Here is a 12,795-nt window from a genome sequence, read left to right as displayed (position 1 = left end):
TTGGAATTTATTAAACAAAAAAATCCGGGCGAATAGGTTATGCCCGGATATCTCCTGTTTTTTTACACTAGGCAAACCTACATTTTGCCCACCACCACTTTGTGGAAGTTATTATAATCAAAATAACGTTGTGCTAATGCTTGCAACTCGTGCGCCTGAATAGTTTTTACGGTATTTACATAATGCTGATAGTAGCTATAATCTAAACCGGAGAAGTGCAGATTTTTAAATTTATCTGCATGGCTAAATGCATTTTCAAGACTGCCTAGCAGGCTACCCACCATAAAATTGCGGATCAAATCCAGCTCTTGGGGCGCAATAAGCTCGTTTTTTAAGCGCTCCACCTCAAATTCAATTTCGCGCAGGGTGGCTGCAGTAACATCAACCCCAACTTCTGTAGCTATAAAAAAGTAGGCCCCGTGTTGCAAAGATGCCAATCCCGAGCCGATACCATAAGTATAGCCTTTGTCTTCGCGGATATTGCTCATGAGCCTGCTGCCGAAATAACCGCCCAAAGCGGTGTTTAAAACCTGCATACCCACAAAATCGGGATGCTTGCGTTGCATAGCTATGGTACCAATGCGTATGGCGGACTGTAATGCCTCCGGTTTTTCGGTATAATGCAACCTTTCTTGCGCACTGTGCGGCGTGTAATCGGGACTCACCTGCTCTCCCGTGCTTTTTAGCTGCCCAAAAAGCTCATTTAACAAAACAATTGTTTCATCCAATATTTTACCCGATGCTACAATTACGCAATTGTTTGGCTGGTAAACCGCTTGGTAATGCGCTATCAAATCGTCTCGCAATACTTTGTCATAATCTTCTTGCGTTGCGGTAATACCGTAAGGCGTGTCCCCAAAAAGTGCATTGGCAAAATCGCGCCGAGCAAGTACTGCGTTTTTTTCTAAGGCAAGCTTTAATTTTTGTTTTTGGTTGCGTAGCTGCACATCCAATTCCTTTTGCGGAAAAATAGAGCCACTAAGCATTTCTTTAATCACCGGAAGTGTTTGCGGTAAGTATTTATTAAGACTATAAAGGGTTAAAATAGAATGGTCTGGTGTGGCTTCTGCCTGAAAAAAAGCACCGTAATAATCAATTTTTGACGCAATTTCTGCCGATGACAAAGCGTGCGTACCTTCGGAAAGCATAGCGTTAGTTAAGCCGGCTAAAAGCGGTTTATGTGCGTCCCAGTTACTGTTTTCAAAAATAAACTCTAGCCTCACCAAATTTTGTTCGCCCGCATTAATTACATAAACCGGGATGCCGTTTTGTAGCTGATGCGGCCTTGCTTCTACAAAGTTAATTTGCTCAACCTGTTTAAATGGCGGCTGCTGTGTTCTGTTTAACGTCATCAGATTTTAAATAAAATAAGGTAGTTGTGTTTGCTTTGCGGAACAATTTTTTAGACCAGTTTAAGATGTCTTGTGTGTTTACCGCGCGGTATTTTTCAATATCAGTATTAATAAGGTTGGCATCGCCAAAGAGCTCATAAAACGCTAAGTTCATCGCTTTTTCTAAAAGGCTCATTTCGCCAAACTCGCGGGTCGACTCGAATTTGTTTTTTACTTTAGTAAGCTCATCTTCAAACACTTCTACTTCTTTCAAAGATTCCAGTTCTTTCCAAATGCACTCATCGGCGTAAGCCACTTCAATGCCCGGCAATACCTTTCCTTCCACCACAAACATCCCTGTGTCGACACTGCCGTAGTTGTAAGCATTAATATCGCTGAAAACCGGGTTTTGTTGCACCAAGTTTTGGTACAGCCTGGACGATTTTCCTTGAGATAAAATATCCGAAATCAAATCGACCGCAGCATAACCCTCTTCCATCCTACCGGGCATCTTAAATACCTTGTAAATTGCATTTGCAGGCACATCGGCGGTAACTGTCTCCTTCACTTCTTCCAACTGCTCTGGCTCTTGTGGCAGCTTTCGCTGATATTTTTCGCCGGCTTCTATGGAACCAAACCATTTTTCTGCCAGCGTTTTTGCCTCGCCCAAACTAACAGCCCCACCAACCACCATAATGGCGTTGCTTGGATTGTAATGCTTTTTAAAGAAGGCCTTCACGTCTGCCATCTGCGCGTTTTCGATGTGTGCAAGTTCTTTACCTATGGTAGCCCATTGGTAAGGGTGATTTTTGTACACCAAAGGACGCAGCTTTAGCCAAACATCGCCGTAAGGCTGGTTAAGGTAACGCTGTTTAAACTCTTCGCACACCACGTTGCGTTGCACTTCTAGGCTTTTTTCGGAAAAGGCCAAGCTTAACATCCGGTCAGACTCGAGCCAGAAAGCAGTTTCGAGGTTTGATGCCGGTAAAGTGATGTAGTAGTTGGTGATGTCGTTACTGGTGAAGGCGTTATTCTCGCCGCCAACGCGTTGCAAAGGCTCGTCGTATGACGGAATATTGACCGAACCGCCGAACATCAGATGCTCAAAAAGATGCGCAAAGCCTGTTTGTTCGGGATTTTCATCTCTTGCACCAACATCATAAAGTATATTTAAAACGGCCATTGGCGTGGTATAATCTTCATGCACAATAACTTTTAAGCCGTTTGATAGCGTAAATTTCTCGAAATGGACCATAAGTGTAGCCACAAATTTAGACTTATGATTGGAAATGGCAATTTAAAGGCAAAAGAAAAATTAAAAATTAAAAATTAAAAAAAGCAAGCTGATTGATTTATAGCCTCTGTATTTCGTTCGAGGAGAGTTTTTCGGGAAAAGACTTGTGACTTTTTGTACGGGTGGGGTGTTTCGTTAGAAGACCCCCGCGAGGCGTAACAAACAAAATGAGGTCAGCCTTGAACTTTGGTCCTTTGGTTCAAGCAAAAATGCGTAGCATTCTTGAGGGCAAAAGAAAATAATAAAAACTACCGAAAAAAGGACTAGCCCTAGTGGCGATGAACGAAAATAGTCTTAAAAAATGCTACGGCTTTTTTCTCGGCACTCGCTGCTGCGTCCAATTATTAGTTGGAGCTATGAAGGTAATTCAAAACGAAAAATTAAAAAAAAATGCAAAAGCAGCACTTATCATGTAAGAGCGTTAAATTGCAACAACAACAATCATCACTCAGAAAAATTATATGGGAAATCCTTGGACAAAATTTGCCAAATACTTTAAACCGCTAAATGCTGCGCCCAAAACTATCCTTTTAAACGAGGGTGATATAGCTCGGCAAATGTTTTTCATCGAAAAAGGAGCTTTGCGTACATGGGTAAACAATGACGGAAAAGAGATTACCACTCAATTCTTTTTCGAGGGTAACAGCGTAGCGTCAATAGAAAGTTTTAGGTTAAAAAAACCTAGTTTATACAGCATCGAAACCTTAGAACCTTGTACTTTGCAATGTCTTTCGGCAGATGATTTTAACCAAGTGCTTGAGCAAAATCCCGCGTTAAAAACAGAAATGGAAGATCATCTTTTTAAAAGGCTTTTTCAGGCACAGCAACTTTTTTATTCGTTTTTAAAAAACAGTCCGCAAAAGCGTTACGAAGATCTAATTGCGCAGCATCCGGAGCTAATTAAGCGTGTGCCACAGCATTACATTGCCTCTTATCTGGGCATTACCTCTGTTTCTCTTAGCAGGATCCGCAATCGTAAATCGTAACCGTTCTTCTTTTTTAACAATTGTTATCGTTTGTACGTGGTAGGCTAAAGATTTTTGTAACATCATAAATTATTAAAAGCATGAATGTTGTAATTGTATTTAACCATCCGCATAGTGGCAGTTATTGTAATGCTATTTTGGAGGCCGTAATTAAAGGATTAACTCGCGCTAAACATTTTGTAGATGTAATTCATTTAGATAAAGATGGCTTTAACCCGGCTATGTCTGCCGCAGATTTAAAAGCTTTTGTGGCGCACAAAGCTGTAGATGTGCAAGTGATAGACTATCAAAAACGTATTGCCAATGCAGACCATCTGGTATTTATTTTTCCTATTTGGTGGGATATTATGCCCGCAAGTACCAAAGGCTTTATTGACCGCGTATTATCGCCTGGCTTTGCCTACGATCATCATCCGCGAGGTTTTGGTCTGGTACCACTATTACAAAACTTAAAAGGCATTGATGTTATTACCACCATGAATAAGCCCCGTTTTTTATACGCCTTATTTATTGGCAACCTGATAAAGAAGGTAATGGTTAAAAGTGTGTTTAAGACTATGGGCTATAAAAACATCAAATGGCTAAGTTTCACGTCGGTAAAATCTGTCAATCAGTACAAACGCGAAAAGTGGCTTAAACAACTGGAAGATAGGTTTGGAGGGTATTAAAAAAATTAAAAAGGCAAGCGCATCACTTATCATGTGAGAGCTATCTCTGCCAGTTGGCAATCGAGGCGACGCAACATGTAGCGTCCCCGAGCGACGAGCCCGGCCTCCCGAATTTTGGCTTGGAGCTGCGAAACTTTTTGCAGATTAAAAATTAAAAAAGTAACACGGTTGGTGTCCCAAAACGATAAGACGAAGCTTGCACAGCCTGAGGAACCGTATCAGGCTCGTCTTTCATCTTTATTATTTCCTCCTTGCTCCTTATTCCAACCTGCACTCACTGCACCATCTTATTTGCACAATAAGAACTGGCAAAAGCTTCGGGTTTGGCTTTAAAAACAAATCCCATCCCCAAAATATAACCCATTGCTTCGCGCAAGGCGGCGTTCGATTTAAAATTGGGGCTGGTGTTAATGTCGGCGTGTACCTCTAAACCAATCTGATACAAATCCAACAAAGGACAAAGCGCATAAGCACAGTCGATAGATTTTTGGACTTCGGCCAGCATACGCTGTTTGATACCCATTTTTTGTGTGCAGCGTTCTTGACTGATAAACATAAAGCCACCTTTTTTCTCCCGTAAAAAAACAATAACGGTGGCAAAGTCAATTACTTTTCCTTTCACTTGCGAGTCGGTGCCGATGCATACTTTTAAACGGTTGCCCAGCTGGTACTCTTTTTCGATAATTTGTTCAACTTCGGCTAAAATAGGCGCGTGAAGCACTTCTCCACTGAATTTTTTCCAGGTCATATAGCTTTTTTTACTGACCATTAAATTGAGGTCTATAAAAATAAGCGATAATTTTTGAGCAATCGCAACGTCTGCTGTTATTTTTTTGTTAACAATATGTTCGTTATCAACAGGTTGCTTAATATTTGTTTGTCGCCCTACTAGGTGATACGGCATCGCCTGCGTATCTCACTAATCCTAATTCGGAAGATTTTATTTAATTTGTGGCTTTTAGCAAATAAGAACCTGTTTTTAATGGTAGAGCAACAGCATAAGGTTGCCGTGATAGGCGGCGGCAGTTGGGCAACGGCAATAGTGAAAATGCTTTCTGACAATATTGCGGAAAAAGAAATTTTTTGGTGGATGCGCGATGCAGATTCGGTATGCCATATCGCCAAATACAAACGCAACCCCAAATACTTATCGGCGGTAGAGCTAAAGGTAACTGCCGACCATGTATCTACTCAAATTAAAGAAATTATTGCGCCGGCACAGTTGGTGGTGCTGTGTGTGCCCGCCGCGTTTTTAAAAGATGCTTTGCAGGGTATAAATCCAGAAGATTTTAAAGGCAAAAAAATTATATCGGCCATTAAAGGCATTGTTCCGGATGAAAACCAAATCATTGGCGATTATATCCACCAAACATTTCAGGTGCCTTTGAGCGATATCGTGGTCATTAGCGGTCCTTGCCACGCAGAGGAGGTGGCTTTAGAGAAACTGAGCTATTTAACCATCGCCAGCCAAGACCATAAATTGGCTTGTTGTTTTTCGGGATTGATTAACACCAGGTACATCAAAACCAATATTTCGGATGATATTTATGGAACAGAGTACGGCGCAGTTCTTAAAAATATTTATGCCATTGCGGGCGGAATATGCCATGGCGTGGGTTTTGGCGATAACTTTCAAGCCGTGCTGATTTCTAATGCCATCCGCGAGATGAGCCGTTTTGTGGACGCTATCCATCCCATCAGTAGGGATATCAATGAATCTGCTTATCTCGGCGATTTATTGGTAACTGCCTACTCCCAGTTTAGCCGTAACCGTACTTTTGGCGCTATGATAGGGAAAGGCTACACCGCAAAATCGGCGCAGTTGGAGATGAACATGATTGCCGAAGGTTATTACGCGGTCAACTGCATCCATCAAATCAACAAAATTTACAAAGTAAATATGCCTATTGCGCGCGCAGTTTATGCCGTGCTTTACGAGAAACACGCGCCGCGTATAGAGATGAAATTGCTGGCAGAAGAGATTTCTTAATTTTGTTTGGATTTAATCTAAATTGATTTACTTTTGCGGCATGAGTTGCGCAACATTTCAAGAGGTATTTAGCAATAATTCGGGCGTGGTTTATCAATGCGATTTAGAATCGTGTTTTTATGTAGAGTTTGAGGGGAAACGTGCTAAATACAGCGTTAGAAATTTGATGCAGCTGAAACGTAAACTGGATCATTTCAAAATCGAGGAGATTTTTGCGGTAGATTCTTTAAATCCTTCGGGTGTTGAAATTGTAACTATTTCTACCACAAATTACTGCTACATCTTAAATCCTTTACAAATCATCCGCTTCCGCGAATTGCTAGATCAAACTTTTTTTAACCTGCATGTAAACCAGGTTTTAAAAGATTGCTTGCAGTATGCCGTACTGGCTTAATTAGTTTAATTCTTTATAGCACAAAAATTAGGTAACCTAACGTCTTGGTGCTTAGCTTTGAGTAAAGTTTCGACATTATGAAAGATTTACTAAGAGTGAAAAGCCTTATTTCTACCGAGGTAGAAAGCTTATTAAATAGCCAAGTTAAAAAAGAAGCGCATTCTTGTGCACAATATCTGGCAGTTGCATCTTGGTGCGACCAAAACGGATTTGACAATTCAGCAGATTACTTCTTTAAACAGTCTGATGAGGAAAGAACCCATCAGTTAAAGTTGTTTAAGTATATTTTAGATATGGGCGGCCATGCAATTTCTCCGGAAGTTGATGATATCCGTATAGAATTTAACAGCTTTAGAGAGGTTTTTGAGCAAGCATTGGAAATGGAAATTGCCATCACGCAATCATTCAAGAAAATTGCTGCTGCCTGCCACAAAGAACAAGATTATGTAACTATGGAGTTCTTAAACTGGTTCTTGAAAGAGCAACGCGAAGAAGAATATAAAGCCAGAAGAGCGCTAGAATTATTCAACATAATTGGCGAAGAAGCTACCGGTTTATGGGAAATTGACAAAACCATCCCAAAAATTAGCTATACCAGCGAAGACTAAGATTTCTTTGTTACAAGGTGAAGTGTTTTTTCAAGCACTTCATCTTGTTTATAAGTGATGAGCCACTTATTCTCCGGCTGAAAAGACATCACAGGTGCATAGTCGCACCTATCTGTACACTCCGTTTTAATCACCTCCACTTTTTTTGTTTTGCTGCCCTTTAAAAGTTTCTTCACTTTTTTATAGCATTCTTTTGCGCCTTTTTTTTCGCATTTGCTGCCTAAGCACAAATAAACAATATGGTCTGGAGTGTGGACTTTCATTTGGTAGCGCTTTTGCACTTGCGCGTATCTAAATTTATCAAAAATGGTGCAGTATTTAACGTTAGGCATAAAAAAAATCCCGATTAAAAAACCGGGATTTATCTTATTAATCTGATGGGAGATTAGTTTTAGGTGATTAGAACTTTTTCCAAAACCCCACGCCTTCAAACCCTAAATCCTAAACCTTACACCTTAAACCTTCCTTACGCCAATACTTCAGAAACTAAATCTGCAGCTTCTTTTAAAAGGATAGCCGAGAAAACTTTTAGGCCAGACTCGTCAATCAATTTTTTGGCTTCTTCGGCGTTGGTGCCTTGCAACCTCACAATAATAGGCACATTAATATTGCCCATTTCTTTATAAGCGTCAATTACACCTTGTGCAACGCGGTCGCAACGTACAATACCGCCAAAAATGTTAATTAAAATAGCTTTTACGTTTGGGTCTTTCAAAATAATGTTGAAAGCAGCTTTTACCGTTGTTGCATTAGCTGTACCGCCCACGTCTAAAAAGTTTGCGGGCTCGCCACCGGCAATCTTAATAATGTCCATGGTTGCCATTGCCAAACCAGCACCGTTAACCATACAGCCAACATTTCCGTCTAGTTTTACATAGTTTAGGTTTGATGCAGAAGCTTCTACCTCGGTTGGATCTTCTTCTGTTGTATCGCGCATGGCTGCATAATCTGGGTGACGGAACAAAGCGTTGTCATCCAAATTCACTTTAGCATCAACCGCTAAGATTTTATCGTCAGAAGTTTTTAAAACCGGGTTAATCTCAAACATTGAAGAGTCCGTTGCCTCGTACGCTTTATACAATGCGGCGATAAACTTGGTCATGTCTTTAAACGCAGCGCCAGACAGTCCTAAGTTGAAGGCAATTTTGCGGGTTTGGAAACCTTGTAAACCTACTTTAGGATCTATTTCCTCTTTAAAAATTAAGTGAGGCGTTTTTTCTGCAACCTCTTCAATGTCCATACCGCCCTCCGTAGAGTACATAATAATGTTTCTGCCGGTAGCACGGTTTAGTAGTACAGAAATGTAAAATTCTTTAGTTTCCGACTCGCCCGGGTAGTACACGTCTTGCGCAATCAAAACTTTATTCACACGTTTACCTTCGGCGCCAGTTTGTGGGGTAACCAGCTGCATGCCTATAATTTCGCTTGCCTTCTGCTTTACCTCGTCTAAATTTTTAGCCAGCTTTACCCCACCGCCTTTACCTCTGCCACCAGCGTGAATTTGTGCCTTAACCACAACCCAGTCCGAGTTGTATTCTTCTTTAAGTTTTTTGGCCGCTTCTACAGCTTCTTCAGGAGTATCGGCAACAATGCCTTCTTGTACCCTTACGCCAAAACTTTTAAGAATTTGTTTACCTTGATATTCGTGAATATTCATCTTCTAAAAATTTGCTGTGAAATTACAAATACATCCTCATAAATAAAATCTTATTGCCATTAATTTGGCGTTTAACCTCCATAAAAAGGCTTTTTTTGCAGCTTCTTTTATTTATTTTTGGCGGATGCTGAAAGCTTTAAACATTGTAAAAAATTATGGCGACCTGCAAATCCTCAAAAATGTGGATTTAGAAGTGGGCAAAGCCGAGATTGTAAGTATTGTAGGAGCTTCTGGCGCAGGTAAAAGCACTTTGATGCACATCATTGGTTCTTTGGATAAAGCCGATGCAGGATCTGTGCTGATAAACGGGCAAGACATTACAAAGCTAAATGCCAAACAGCTAAGCGCGTTCCGCAACCGCCACATTGGTTTTATATTTCAGTTTCATCATTTATTGCCCGAGTTTACGGCTTTAGAAAATGTTTGCATTCCGGCTTTTATCGCAAAAAAATCCAGGGCAGAAGCCGAAAAGCAGGCTATGGAATTGCTTACTTTACTCGGTTTAAAAGACAGGGCGCAACATAAACCGGCGGCAATGTCGGGCGGAGAGCAGCAACGTGTTGCGGTGGCCCGTGCTTTAATTAACCAGCCCGATTTAATTTTAGCCGATGAACCTTCCGGTAACCTCGATTCGCAACATGCAAAAGAACTGCACCAGCTGTTTTTTGATCTGCGCGACCGCTTTCAGCACACTTTTGTGATTGTAACGCATAATGAAGAATTAGCCGATATGGCGGACCGTAAGATAACCATGAAAGACGGTTTAATTTATAGCAATTAGTATTGAAAGTTTTAATAAGTACATCGCAACATCCGGCAAGTGCACAGCTTGTCCAAATGCTGGTTGGGGCTGAGGTTGTTTTTGGTGATTGTTGCGTCAGTTACCCTTCGCAACAGAGCAATTCTTTGGCGCATCAGATTTTAACTTTCTGTTTGGATCAACAAGTTACCGAGGTTTTTCCGTTGAGGTTTACAGAGTTAAAAGCACTGCAAAACGCCAAAGTACTTTTTGAAGAATTTGGGATAAAAGTTTTTGCACCAGATTTAGTTTTTTCAAAACCCGCTGCCCTTGCCGATTCTTACGCATCGTTATCTTCAAGTTTATTAAAGTTGGGCTATCCCAACCGGCAAGTGGCTTTGGCAGATGCGGACGGACGTGGCGGATTAATAACTATTGACGATGCGGTAAAAGAACCATCCCAAATTTGGAGCGGCATACAAAGTTTAAACTTCACTCAGCTAGGGAAATGGTTTAACCAAGCTGCGTTTAAAACACTCGCTTGCTACAACATCGGCGAAAGCCTACAACAGCACTACGTTTTATTGCGCGAACAGAAAATAAGCTGTGTACAAAACTTAGATGCCGAAATTTTAAAACGGGTACAACAAAAACTGAAAGGCGTAGAGGGTTTGTACCATTTGGCAGCTAGTGAAAATGAAATTTTACGCCTAACGCCCGCTGTTATTTAATTTGTGAAAGATGTTAAGCTACCAACAAATCCCTGCGAGTAAAAAAGCCGTTGTTTTTGATTTAGATGATACTTTAATCCCGCAAAAGGATTATGACTTACAGGTTTATTATCTTTTTGCCAATTTTATCGAATATCTGGCTACATTTCCGCCTGCCAAAGACATGCTGGCGTTTATGGAGAAAAGATACTATGCGCATGGACAAAAAGGAATGTTTGAGGAAGTGCAGCAAACTTTTGGAATAGAAAGCAAGTATCAAGAAAACCTGAAACTGTTGTTTAGCAATGCCAAATTACCGCTTAAATTGCTTTTATTTAAAGAAGCTTTAGCGCTAATGCAGGAACTAGTGGTGAACCGCATTGCTATTTTTATTTTAACGGCAGGTAACGCGCAACAACAACTAAACAAAATACGCCAAACCGAATGGAACGGCTTGGACCAATATCTTAAAGTTTATTTTGCGGATGAATACCAGAGTGAACATGATGCTTTAAATGTTTTGATGAAAGAAAACGGCTTTAAAAGCGATGAGCTGCTGCTGATTGGAAATAGTGAAATCCGCAAAAAATTAGCGACAAATAGCAAGGTAGATTTTTTGACTTTTTTACAGGCTTAACCGCAACAAAATGACTGGTTTATACGTTCTTATGCAGATAATCTTCACATGACAAAAGCCAAAAAATTGTTGCAGCTATGCGCCCTAGCCTCCGTGGTATTGTTAGGTGCCTGCAAAAAAGATAAAATCAGTAAAACTGATACCAAAACAGCCAACGGAACGCGTACGCAACTCACCAAAGATTCCATTTTTTTATACGCCAAAGAACTGTATTTGTGGAACCAATATTTGCCTAGCTACGAAGCGTTTGCACCGCGCGATAATTTCAATTTTTCGGAAGAGCTTTACAGTTTAAACCGCGAGCTTTTTGCAATAACGCAAAAAGCCATAAATCCGACTACCGGAAAATCTTACGAATACAACCCCGATGACCCCGACGATACTAAATACTCTTTTATAGAAGATTTAGCGGCCAAAGGTGTTATTGCATCTGTTAAAAATGCACAAGGTGTTGATTTTAACGGCGAAGGAAACGACACCGGCTTTTACGTTTATTTAGAGGGTAAAAAAACCGATTACAAAGTATATATCCGTTTTTGCTCTCCGGGTTCGCCGGCAGCTTTAGCGGGCTTAGGTCGCGCCGATAGGATTACCAAGATTAACGGAAAAACAATTGGAAGCGATTACGATGGAGAAGTAAGCTTTTTGGAAGATGCTTTAAACGCATCTAGCGTAAGCTTAACGGGGATTAATAAAAAAGGCCTAGCTTTTAACGTGAGTTTAACCGCCAAGAAATACGACAGTAGCCCTATTTTTAAAGACAGCGTATTAACTGTGGGCGCAAAGAAAATAGGCTATTTGGCTTTCGCCCGATTTACATCCGATAAAAACTCGGCGCAAGTTTTAGATAACGTTTTTGCGAAGTTTGCAAATGCCGGCGTAAGCGATTTGGTTATTGATTTGCGCTACAATCCTGGCGGTTACGTTTCTACCGCAGAGCACTTGATAAATTTGATTGCGCCACCCGGTTTAAACGGTAGAACCATGTTTGTAGAAACCTACAATGAAACTTTGCGCAGCGGGAAAGCCTCTATATTGGTTAATCAGCCTTTGCGGGACCAGGAAGGGAATATTGAGTACAAAAACGGTAAGATGCTCAATTACAAGGATAACGTATCTTACAGGCCAGAAAATAATACCACCATCTTTGAAAAAGAAGGAAATTTAAACAGCGTAACCAAAGTAGCATTCATCACTACAGATAACACCGCATCTGCAAGCGAATTGGTAATCAACAGCTTAAAACCACACATCACGGTTAAAACCTTCGGTTCCACGTCTTATGGTAAACCGGTTGGCTTTTTCCCGATAAGGATAGATAAATATGATGTTTACCTATCTTCCTTTTCTACCAAAAATTCTGAGGGTGACGGCGATTATTACGACGGAATTGCGCCCGATTTAGAGACGCCTGATGATGTTAAACATGATTTTGGTGATACAAACGAACGCTCTTTGGCGGCAGCTCTGGCTTATTTAACAAGCGGTTCTTTAAAGGTGAACCGTACATTAAGCACACAGCAAACTAAATCGGGAAACACACTGAATAAAGCAATTGGTAACCAAGATTTTAAGGGAATGATTGCCGTACCGAAGGGGAGGAAATAGCAATTTCGTTAAGTGAGTAGCTCATTGGGTCATTAGGCTGACGGGGTCATTGGTTGCAGAGTTCACTAGTAGATTAGATTTTGTGGTTCATTTGTTTATTAGCACAACGAATTCGCGATGATAAGGTTTATGATTGATCCGCATTATTCATTAGAACCGGGGCTTCAGCCCGG

At 40.8% G+C, this 12,795-nt stretch carries 14 protein-coding genes; 9 read left to right on the top strand and 5 right to left on the bottom strand.

Features of this window, described 5'->3' with window-relative positions:
- Positions 1-77: 77 nt before the first annotated feature.
- Both BCY91_RS09025 and BCY91_RS09020 read right to left on the bottom strand, forming a co-directional pair.
- Complete coding sequence (locus BCY91_RS09025) at positions 78-1,352, bottom strand: M16 family metallopeptidase (RefSeq protein ID WP_120181630.1); 1,275 nt, start codon at positions 1,350-1,352, stop codon at positions 78-80.
- Complete coding sequence (locus BCY91_RS09020) at positions 1,318-2,586, bottom strand: M16 family metallopeptidase (RefSeq protein WP_120181629.1); 1,269 nt, start codon at positions 2,584-2,586, stop codon at positions 1,318-1,320. Before BCY91_RS09020 ends, BCY91_RS09025 begins: the two co-directional genes overlap by 35 nt.
- Before the next feature lie 500 nt (positions 2,587-3,086).
- Here BCY91_RS09020 and BCY91_RS09015 point away from each other — a divergent pair, with 500 nt between their 5' ends.
- Both BCY91_RS09015 and BCY91_RS09010 read left to right on the top strand, forming a co-directional pair.
- Positions 3,087-3,611, top strand: a complete 525-nt coding sequence (locus BCY91_RS09015; protein WP_120181628.1) for a Crp/Fnr family transcriptional regulator — start codon at positions 3,087-3,089, stop codon at positions 3,609-3,611.
- 80 nt (positions 3,612-3,691) lie between these two features.
- A complete protein-coding gene (locus BCY91_RS09010; RefSeq protein WP_120181627.1) occupies positions 3,692-4,279 on the top strand; it encodes an NAD(P)H-dependent oxidoreductase in 588 nt (195 codons plus the stop codon).
- Between the two features lie 274 nt (positions 4,280-4,553).
- Here BCY91_RS09010 and BCY91_RS09005 read toward each other — a convergent pair whose 3' ends face one another.
- Positions 4,554-5,027 carry a ribonuclease H-like YkuK family protein gene (locus BCY91_RS09005; protein ID WP_120181854.1) on the bottom strand — a complete coding sequence of 158 codons (474 nt, stop codon included), beginning with the start codon at positions 5,025-5,027 and terminating at the stop codon, positions 4,554-4,556.
- 234 nt (positions 5,028-5,261) lie between these two features.
- Here BCY91_RS09005 and BCY91_RS09000 point away from each other — a divergent pair, with 234 nt between their 5' ends.
- The 3 genes from BCY91_RS09000 to BCY91_RS08990 all read left to right on the top strand — a co-directional run bounded on the left by BCY91_RS09000 (position 5,262) and on the right by BCY91_RS08990 (position 7,271).
- Positions 5,262-6,269, top strand: a complete 1,008-nt coding sequence (locus BCY91_RS09000) for an NAD(P)H-dependent glycerol-3-phosphate dehydrogenase (RefSeq protein WP_120181853.1) — start codon at positions 5,262-5,264, stop codon at positions 6,267-6,269.
- A 40-nt stretch (positions 6,270-6,309) separates the two neighbouring features.
- Positions 6,310-6,663: a hypothetical protein gene (locus BCY91_RS08995; RefSeq protein ID WP_120181626.1), complete on the top strand. Its 354-nt coding sequence runs from the start codon at positions 6,310-6,312 to the stop codon at positions 6,661-6,663.
- Between the two features lie 77 nt (positions 6,664-6,740).
- A complete protein-coding gene (locus tag BCY91_RS08990) occupies positions 6,741-7,271 on the top strand; it encodes a ferritin (RefSeq protein ID WP_120181625.1) in 531 nt (176 codons plus the stop codon).
- Here BCY91_RS08990 and BCY91_RS08985 read toward each other — a convergent pair.
- Together BCY91_RS08985 and sucC are read right to left on the bottom strand one after the other, a co-directional pair.
- Positions 7,268-7,603 (bottom strand): (2Fe-2S) ferredoxin domain-containing protein, encoded by a 336-nt coding sequence (locus BCY91_RS08985; protein WP_245989048.1) that lies wholly within the window; start codon positions 7,601-7,603, stop codon positions 7,268-7,270. The genes BCY91_RS08990 and BCY91_RS08985 overlap by 4 nt on opposite strands.
- Positions 7,604-7,737: 134 nt before the next feature.
- Complete coding sequence (gene sucC, locus BCY91_RS08980; RefSeq protein ID WP_120181624.1) at positions 7,738-8,928, bottom strand: ADP-forming succinate--CoA ligase subunit beta; 1,191 nt, start codon at positions 8,926-8,928, stop codon at positions 7,738-7,740.
- A gap of 124 nt (positions 8,929-9,052) precedes the next feature.
- Here sucC and BCY91_RS08975 point away from each other — a divergent pair, with 124 nt between their 5' ends.
- From BCY91_RS08975 to BCY91_RS08960, 4 genes are read left to right on the top strand one after another with little or no spacing between them, the layout of a single operon-like run.
- Positions 9,053-9,709 (top strand): ABC transporter ATP-binding protein, encoded by a 657-nt coding sequence (locus tag BCY91_RS08975; RefSeq protein ID WP_120181851.1) that lies wholly within the window; start codon positions 9,053-9,055, stop codon positions 9,707-9,709.
- A 2-nt stretch (positions 9,710-9,711) separates the two neighbouring features.
- Positions 9,712-10,398, top strand: a complete 687-nt coding sequence (locus tag BCY91_RS08970; protein WP_120181623.1) for a hypothetical protein — start codon at positions 9,712-9,714, stop codon at positions 10,396-10,398.
- A gap of 10 nt (positions 10,399-10,408) precedes the next feature.
- Positions 10,409-11,014 (top strand): HAD hydrolase-like protein, encoded by a 606-nt coding sequence (locus BCY91_RS08965; protein ID WP_120181622.1) that lies wholly within the window; start codon positions 10,409-10,411, stop codon positions 11,012-11,014.
- Between the two features lie 48 nt (positions 11,015-11,062).
- Complete coding sequence (locus BCY91_RS08960; protein WP_120181621.1) at positions 11,063-12,622, top strand: S41 family peptidase; 1,560 nt, start codon at positions 11,063-11,065, stop codon at positions 12,620-12,622.
- The last annotated feature ends 173 nt before the right edge of the window (positions 12,623-12,795 follow it).

Source organism: Pelobium manganitolerans (genome assembly GCF_003609575.1).
GTDB lineage: Bacteria > Bacteroidota > Bacteroidia > Sphingobacteriales > Sphingobacteriaceae > Pseudopedobacter > Pseudopedobacter manganitolerans.
The sequence above is the reverse complement of the archived record's forward strand: the minus strand, read 5'-3'. Positions and strand labels throughout refer to the sequence as shown.

What these genes read in the sequence shown, in the direction of transcription:
- BCY91_RS09025 (WP_120181630.1), bottom strand. Translation starts at nt 1,352, where the DNA reads ATGACGTTAAACAGAACACAGCAGCCGCCATTTAAACAGGTTGAGCAA.
- BCY91_RS09020 (WP_120181629.1), bottom strand. Translation starts at nt 2,586, where the DNA reads ATGGTCCATTTCGAGAAATTTACGCTATCAAACGGCTTAAAAGTTATT.
- BCY91_RS09015 (WP_120181628.1), top strand. Translation starts at nt 3,087, where the DNA reads ATGGGAAATCCTTGGACAAAATTTGCCAAATACTTTAAACCGCTAAAT.
- BCY91_RS09010 (WP_120181627.1), top strand. Translation starts at nt 3,692, where the DNA reads ATGAATGTTGTAATTGTATTTAACCATCCGCATAGTGGCAGTTATTGT.
- BCY91_RS09005 (WP_120181854.1), bottom strand. Translation starts at nt 5,027, where the DNA reads ATGACCTGGAAAAAATTCAGTGGAGAAGTGCTTCACGCGCCTATTTTA.
- BCY91_RS09000 (WP_120181853.1), top strand. Translation starts at nt 5,262, where the DNA reads ATGGTAGAGCAACAGCATAAGGTTGCCGTGATAGGCGGCGGCAGTTGG.
- BCY91_RS08995 (WP_120181626.1), top strand. Translation starts at nt 6,310, where the DNA reads ATGAGTTGCGCAACATTTCAAGAGGTATTTAGCAATAATTCGGGCGTG.
- BCY91_RS08990 (WP_120181625.1), top strand. Translation starts at nt 6,741, where the DNA reads ATGAAAGATTTACTAAGAGTGAAAAGCCTTATTTCTACCGAGGTAGAA.
- BCY91_RS08985 (WP_245989048.1), bottom strand. Translation starts at nt 7,603, where the DNA reads ATGCCTAACGTTAAATACTGCACCATTTTTGATAAATTTAGATACGCG.
- sucC (WP_120181624.1), bottom strand. Translation starts at nt 8,928, where the DNA reads ATGAATATTCACGAATATCAAGGTAAACAAATTCTTAAAAGTTTTGGC.
- BCY91_RS08975 (WP_120181851.1), top strand. Translation starts at nt 9,053, where the DNA reads ATGCTGAAAGCTTTAAACATTGTAAAAAATTATGGCGACCTGCAAATC.
- BCY91_RS08965 (WP_120181622.1), top strand. Translation starts at nt 10,409, where the DNA reads ATGTTAAGCTACCAACAAATCCCTGCGAGTAAAAAAGCCGTTGTTTTT.
- BCY91_RS08960 (WP_120181621.1), top strand. Translation starts at nt 11,063, where the DNA reads ATGACAAAAGCCAAAAAATTGTTGCAGCTATGCGCCCTAGCCTCCGTG.